Genomic DNA, 5709 nt, shown 5'->3' with positions numbered 1-5709 from the left:
TTTTTAATAAAGCTAGAATTAAATTCATTTGACATAACCCAATTTGTTATTAATTCAAGTCATTCTAGAAAATTTCATTTCTCTATTTTGAAAAAACTTAATTCAGCCCCTCTAATCTTGAAATAGCATCTACCATATCTGTTTCAAGAGATAACACATTTACAAACAGATCTCCTTTCTCTTGAATTCTTTGCTGAAAGTTGTTAATATTAAAATCTAAAATTTTTAATCCAGTCGTGACCTCACTCCACTCTAAGGGAGCTGATACTGGCGCCCCCTTTCTTGGTCTTACACAATAAGGAGCTGCAATAGTTTGGCCTTGCCTGTTTTGTAAATAGTCCAAATAGACCTTTCCTTTTCTATCTTTGACAGCCCTTACCATACTAGTTAGTTCGGGAACTTTCTGTTCTATGAAATAGCAAAGAAGTTTGGTAAAATTTCTGGCTTCTTCATAGGTGTATTGAGCATTTAAGGGAATATAAATATGCAATCCGCTAGAACCTGAGGTTTTGCAAAATCCTTTGATTTTAGCCACATCCAAAACTTCTTTTGCTGCTTGAGCAACAGTTATCACCTCTTCAAATGTATTTGTTTTTGATGGATCTAAATCAATGATTGCATAATCTGGATTATCTAGATCATTTATCTTGGAATGCCAAGGATTAATTTCTATACATCCCAAATTTGCCATATATATAAGGCTTGCCTCATTCTGACACAATAAATAATTTATATCCTTATTGGAAGATTTTGAAAAAATTCTTTCTGACATAACCCAAGATGGTAAGTTTTCATTGTCTTTCTGATAAAATCCAACACTTTTAATACCATTTGGGTGACGGTGTAAATTTTGAGGTCGATCTTTGAGATATGGCAGAATATATTCGGCAATATTGATGTAATAATCAATTAAATCATATTTTCTATATCCATCGTTAGGCCATAACACCTTACCCAAATTTGTAATTGGAACATTAAAATTATCGATCTCTAGGGTCGTAACTCTCGATTTAGAATTATTTGCTTTTGCTTTCTCATTATTTATTTTAGGATGAGAAATCTCATGGTAGTTTTTATCATTGCGAATCCCCTTATATACCGGATGGCGCATAAGCCCACTTTTTGTCCATTCCAAAAATTTTACTTCACATATTAATTGCGGACTAACCCAATGAGGTTTACGTCCTTTTAAATTTGATTTAACCTTAAAAGGATTTTCATCAGTTTCAAGAATTTTTAACTGCTCTAGTAACTGACGCTGTTCTTTGTTTGAAAAACCAGAGCCGCAATTACCTATATAGTGTAATTGGTCATTATTGTACATTCCTAAAATAAGGCTACCAAAATTTGAATCTCCATTTTTTGAATCTGTATATCCACATATAATAGCTTCTTCAGTTTCAACTGCTTTTATTTTAAGCCAATTCTCACTTCGATAACCTGGAGAATATGTGGAATCAATCTTTTTAGCAATTACGCCTTCCATTCCTGCATCTATAGCTTTTTTATATAAAGTAGACCCCATTCCTTTTAGATGATCATTATACACCGTATATGTCAAATGCTCAATAACCTCAGGAATAAGACTTTTTCGATCAAGTAATGTAAGCTCAATCATACTATGTCCGTTGAGATAAAGCATGTCAAAAACATAATATCTTAAAGTACCTTTAGTGTTCTCGTTATAATTTTGTAAAGCTTGAAATTGAGGTATTCCTTGGGGATTTAGAACTACAACCTCTCCATCCAGTATTACATCATGTTCTAAATTTTCTAAATCCTTGACCAACCGAGGGAATTTGGAATTATAGGAAATACCATTTCGTGAATACAATTGCACCTTACCATTCTTGACATTGGTAATTAACCGATAACCATCCCATTTTAATTCATATAGCCAGTTTTTATCATTAAAAATATCTTTTCTGGGAGATGCCAACATAGGCTTTACAAACTCTTCAAGATTTAGCTTTTTGACTTTAGGGGATTTGTGGCTTCTAGAAATTTCATTATCTATAAATACTTCAGAATCATAATCAAGATCAGTTGAATACTGATCTTTCTTTTTTATCAATAGCCAGTGATTGTCTGCATCTCGGCGTTTTGTATGGACTAAAGCAAAAGAACCTTTGATTTTCTGGCCATAAAATTCAATCTTTAAGTCTCCTCTTTCAATTTGCTGAACAAGGTCTGTACCTTGATAACCTGCAGAAATTTTATAAGTACCTTCATCCCAGATAGTCATAACACCTGCTCCGTAATTACCCTTTGGAATTGTGCCATGAAAAGAAAGGTATTTCACTGGATGGTCTTCTGTTTGTACAGCCAACCGCTTGTCTGCCGGATTCATTGAGGGACCTTTTGGTATAGCCCAACTCTTTAGAACCCCTTCAAGTTCAAGCCGAAGATCATAATGTAACCTAGATGCTTGGTGGCGTTGGATAACAAATCGCCCCCCATTTTCATTACTTATTTCTGCTTCAGGCTCAGGAGTTTTATTAAAATTTCGCTTTCTATTGTATTCATCAAGTGCCATGATATTTTAGGAAACTTTACTTTTCTTTTTCTTTTCTAAACTAGCTTTTAACTGTGCCATTAAATCTTTCGCTGGTGTCGGTTTGCTTTCAAATTTTTCAGATTTTTTTATTTTGCCAGTTGATTTAGATTCTATAATTTTCATTAACTGATCATTATACACATCCTTATATTTTTTAAGATCAAATTTATCCGTGTATTGATCAATTAAGCTAATGGCCATTTCGACTTCTTTCTTTGAAACTTTAGTAGTAGGTAATTTAAGTTCAGATGGATCTCGAATTTCATCATCAAACCTAATAACGTGAAGAACAAGGGCATTTTTATATATACCAATTAGGCTTAAATGTTCCTTTTGTCTCATTACAAATGTTGCAACTCCTACTTTTTTAGTCTTCTTTAAGGCATCTCGTAATAAGTTGTACGACTTTCCACCTTCTTTTTGTGGCTCTAAAAAATAAGGTTTCTTAAAGAGAACATCAGCGACATCAGATTCATTTATAAACTCCTCAATATCAATTGTCTTACTTTTCTTTAAGTTAGCTTGTTCAAAGTCATCTTTTTCCAAAACAATGTAAGCCTCATCTTTTTTAAATCCTTTTACAATGTCTTTCCACTCTACCTCTTTACCAGTTTCCTCATTAACTCTTTTATACCTTATTCTTGCATTATCATGTCTATCCAGCATGTCTAAATCCAGTTTCCTGTCTTCTGATCCAGAAAATAATTTTATAGGTATTGATACAAGGCCGAAGCTTATAGAGCCGTTCCAAATTGATCTCATATAGTATTTTATAAATTAATAAATGGATTGTTTCACTATTAAAATTAAGTATTCACAATAAACTTCTATTGAAATTAACAACAATTTGTATTCCCTGATTTTATATACTGAAGATTTAAGAGATATTAACATGTCCTGTATCTAAATAAAATACTCATTGATAAATAGTTCAAGACTCTTGCCTTAGTTTATTAACTTAGTGTAGAATATGGAGTTGACTAAATTCATTTGTAATTTAGATTTATACAACTCTACATCAAATTTTTAATATATGTGTGTGGATATCAAGGCTACCTTAGAGGGTCAATTGAAAAGAGCAAGGCAGAAAAATAATACTCGTACAGTTGAGGAGATTATTGATAATTTAATTCCATTTACTGACTTACCAATTTATCACGCGTCTGGATATAGCCATCCTGAACTTCTAATTTATACTGACAGATATCCTAATTTGCCAGAGGTTGCAACTTGGGGACTTGTACCACAATGGGTAGAGGATGAAAAACAACTTAAAAAACAATGGAATAACACCTTAAATGCAAGAGGGGAATCTATATTTACAAAAGTATCCTTTTCTGAATCTGCGAAGAGTAAGCGTTGTCTTATTTATGTAGATGGATTTTATGAGCACCATCATTACAATGGGAAGACTTATCCATTTTTAATTTACAGAAAAGATCATGAGCCTTTTGCCTTGGCAGGCCTTTGGAGCGAATGGCAGAATCCTGATACAAGAGGAACAATGAATACATTTACTATAGTTACTACAAGCGGTAACTCCATGATGGCCAAAATTCATAATAATCCAAAGTCAAAAGAACCTAGAATGCCAGTGATTTTACCTAGCGAATTAGAAGATTATTGGTTGAATCCTATAAACGATGAATTAGATAAACTAAAAATTGAAGAGTTAATTAAAGAATTCCCCGAAGAAAATCTCACAGCTCATACAGTTAATAGATTGAGAGGAAAACAATACCTGGGTAATGTGGAAAATATTTCAGACAAGTTTGTTTATGAAGAATTGATTTTCTAAAATCCTACTAATTAATTCATATCGCATCTAATGGGAATCATCATGATTTCACCCTTATCCCTACTTGAATTTTCAATACACAAATTTAGCTTAATTAAGCTATTATACTCTATACTCCATTTCTGTCATATCAGAATTCCTTTAGTTATTCTTTTTCCTATTCACCTTCTTTTAATTCTTTCTAAGTTTATTTAAACATCACCCTCAATCCGACACTGTACTTCCTTTTTTAAAATGCAAAATACCATGAATTAGAAGTTAGTACAGACTGCATAAACCGGTCGCTACGCTTCTCTTTTTATAAGTCCTCCCTAATTCTAATTCCTGAAACTGTATCACATCAAAAAAGGTAACAGCGACGGCACTACGGGAAGTAAATTTTAAATCAGAAACCATGAAATCAAATCAAATCCATAAAAGTGAAATAGAAAAAGAGTTAAAAAATCAAAAAAGGAAAACGCTTCGGATACAATAAGTAAATTTTTAAACCTACCTGCGGGATAAAGCAGGATTCATAAATAATTAATTTAAATTTTTTAATCATGAGTACACTAAGAAACAAAGTACAGTTAATCGGAAATGTGGGGAATGCCCCAGAAATCAAGAACCTTGAAAGTGGTAAAAAAGTAGCCAGTTTTTCAATTGCAACCAATGAATTTTATAAAGATTCAAAAGGTGAAAAAGTGCAGGACACCCAATGGCATAATATAGTCGCATGGGGTAAAATCGCAGAGATCGTTGAAAACTATGTTGGCAAAGGAAAAGAAATAGCCATAGAAGGTAAACTAACCTCTCGTAGCTATGAAACCGATACAGATGGAAAAAAGTATGTAACAGAAGTTGTAGCAAGTGAAATTCTATTACTTGGTAGCAAAAATGGAAACGATACTTCCCAATAGTATTTAAAAATTAAAGAGGGCATTCTGTAGAGAGATATGCCCTCTTTTCAATTCCAACCCCTTAAAAAGTTAGATATGAAAACTAAAGTTAACGAAATTTCGATAAAGTATCAAGGTAATTTTAAATTGAAAGAGGCTCCTATTATTAGTTCCTCAAGAAGTGCTGCAGAGATTTTTTTTGAAGCTTGGAACAAAGATAAAATAGGTTTGCAAGAATGTTTTAAAATCATTCTATTAAATAATGCCAATAAAGTTAAAGGTATTTTTGAAGTATCTTCTGGTGGAATCACCGGGACCTTAGTCGATCTGCGAATATTATTTGCAGTAATACTAAAGAGTTTAAGCACTGCAGTAATCTGTACTTTCCTGAAATAGGTTGACTAAAAATTAAACCTTTTAGTACTATACCTATGAAAGAACAAAATGAACACTGTCGAAAAACTTCCTACAAAAAA

General features: G+C 32.5%; 5 protein-coding genes. 3 read left to right on the top strand and 2 right to left on the bottom strand.

Going from position 1 to position 5709, the window contains the following annotated elements; genetic code table 11:
* Window positions 1-97 precede the first annotated feature (97 nt).
* Both ligD and ku read right to left on the bottom strand, forming a co-directional pair.
* On the bottom strand, window positions 98-2536 hold the full coding sequence (gene ligD, locus ON07_RS11215) for a DNA ligase D (protein WP_010231388.1): 2439 nt from the start codon (window positions 2534-2536) through the stop codon (window positions 98-100).
* A 6-nt stretch (window positions 2537-2542) separates the two neighbouring features.
* Entirely contained in the window at window positions 2543-3319 is a 777-nt protein-coding gene (gene ku / locus ON07_RS11210; RefSeq protein WP_010231386.1) for a non-homologous end joining protein Ku, read from the bottom strand.
* A 271-nt stretch (window positions 3320-3590) separates the two neighbouring features.
* Between ku and ON07_RS11205 the strand changes: the two genes are divergently transcribed.
* The 3 genes from ON07_RS11205 (at window position 3591) to ON07_RS11195 (ending at window position 5629) form a co-directional block, all read left to right on the top strand.
* Entirely contained in the window at window positions 3591-4355 is a 765-nt protein-coding gene (locus tag ON07_RS11205; RefSeq protein WP_010231384.1) for an SOS response-associated peptidase, read from the top strand.
* Window positions 4356-4897: 542 nt separating this feature from the next.
* On the top strand, window positions 4898-5254 hold the full coding sequence (locus ON07_RS11200) for a single-stranded DNA-binding protein (protein ID WP_010231382.1): 357 nt from the start codon (window positions 4898-4900) through the stop codon (window positions 5252-5254).
* A 75-nt stretch (window positions 5255-5329) separates the two neighbouring features.
* Window positions 5330-5629, top strand: a complete 300-nt coding sequence (locus tag ON07_RS11195; RefSeq protein ID WP_010231380.1) for a JAB domain-containing protein — start codon at window positions 5330-5332, stop codon at window positions 5627-5629.
* The last annotated feature ends 80 nt before the right edge of the window (window positions 5630-5709 follow it).

It is taken from the genome of Gillisia marina, from assembly GCF_000258765.1.
Classification (GTDB): domain Bacteria; phylum Bacteroidota; class Bacteroidia; order Flavobacteriales; family Flavobacteriaceae; genus Gillisia; species Gillisia marina.
The sequence above is the reverse complement of the archived record's forward strand: the minus strand, read 5'-3'. Positions and strand labels throughout refer to the sequence as shown.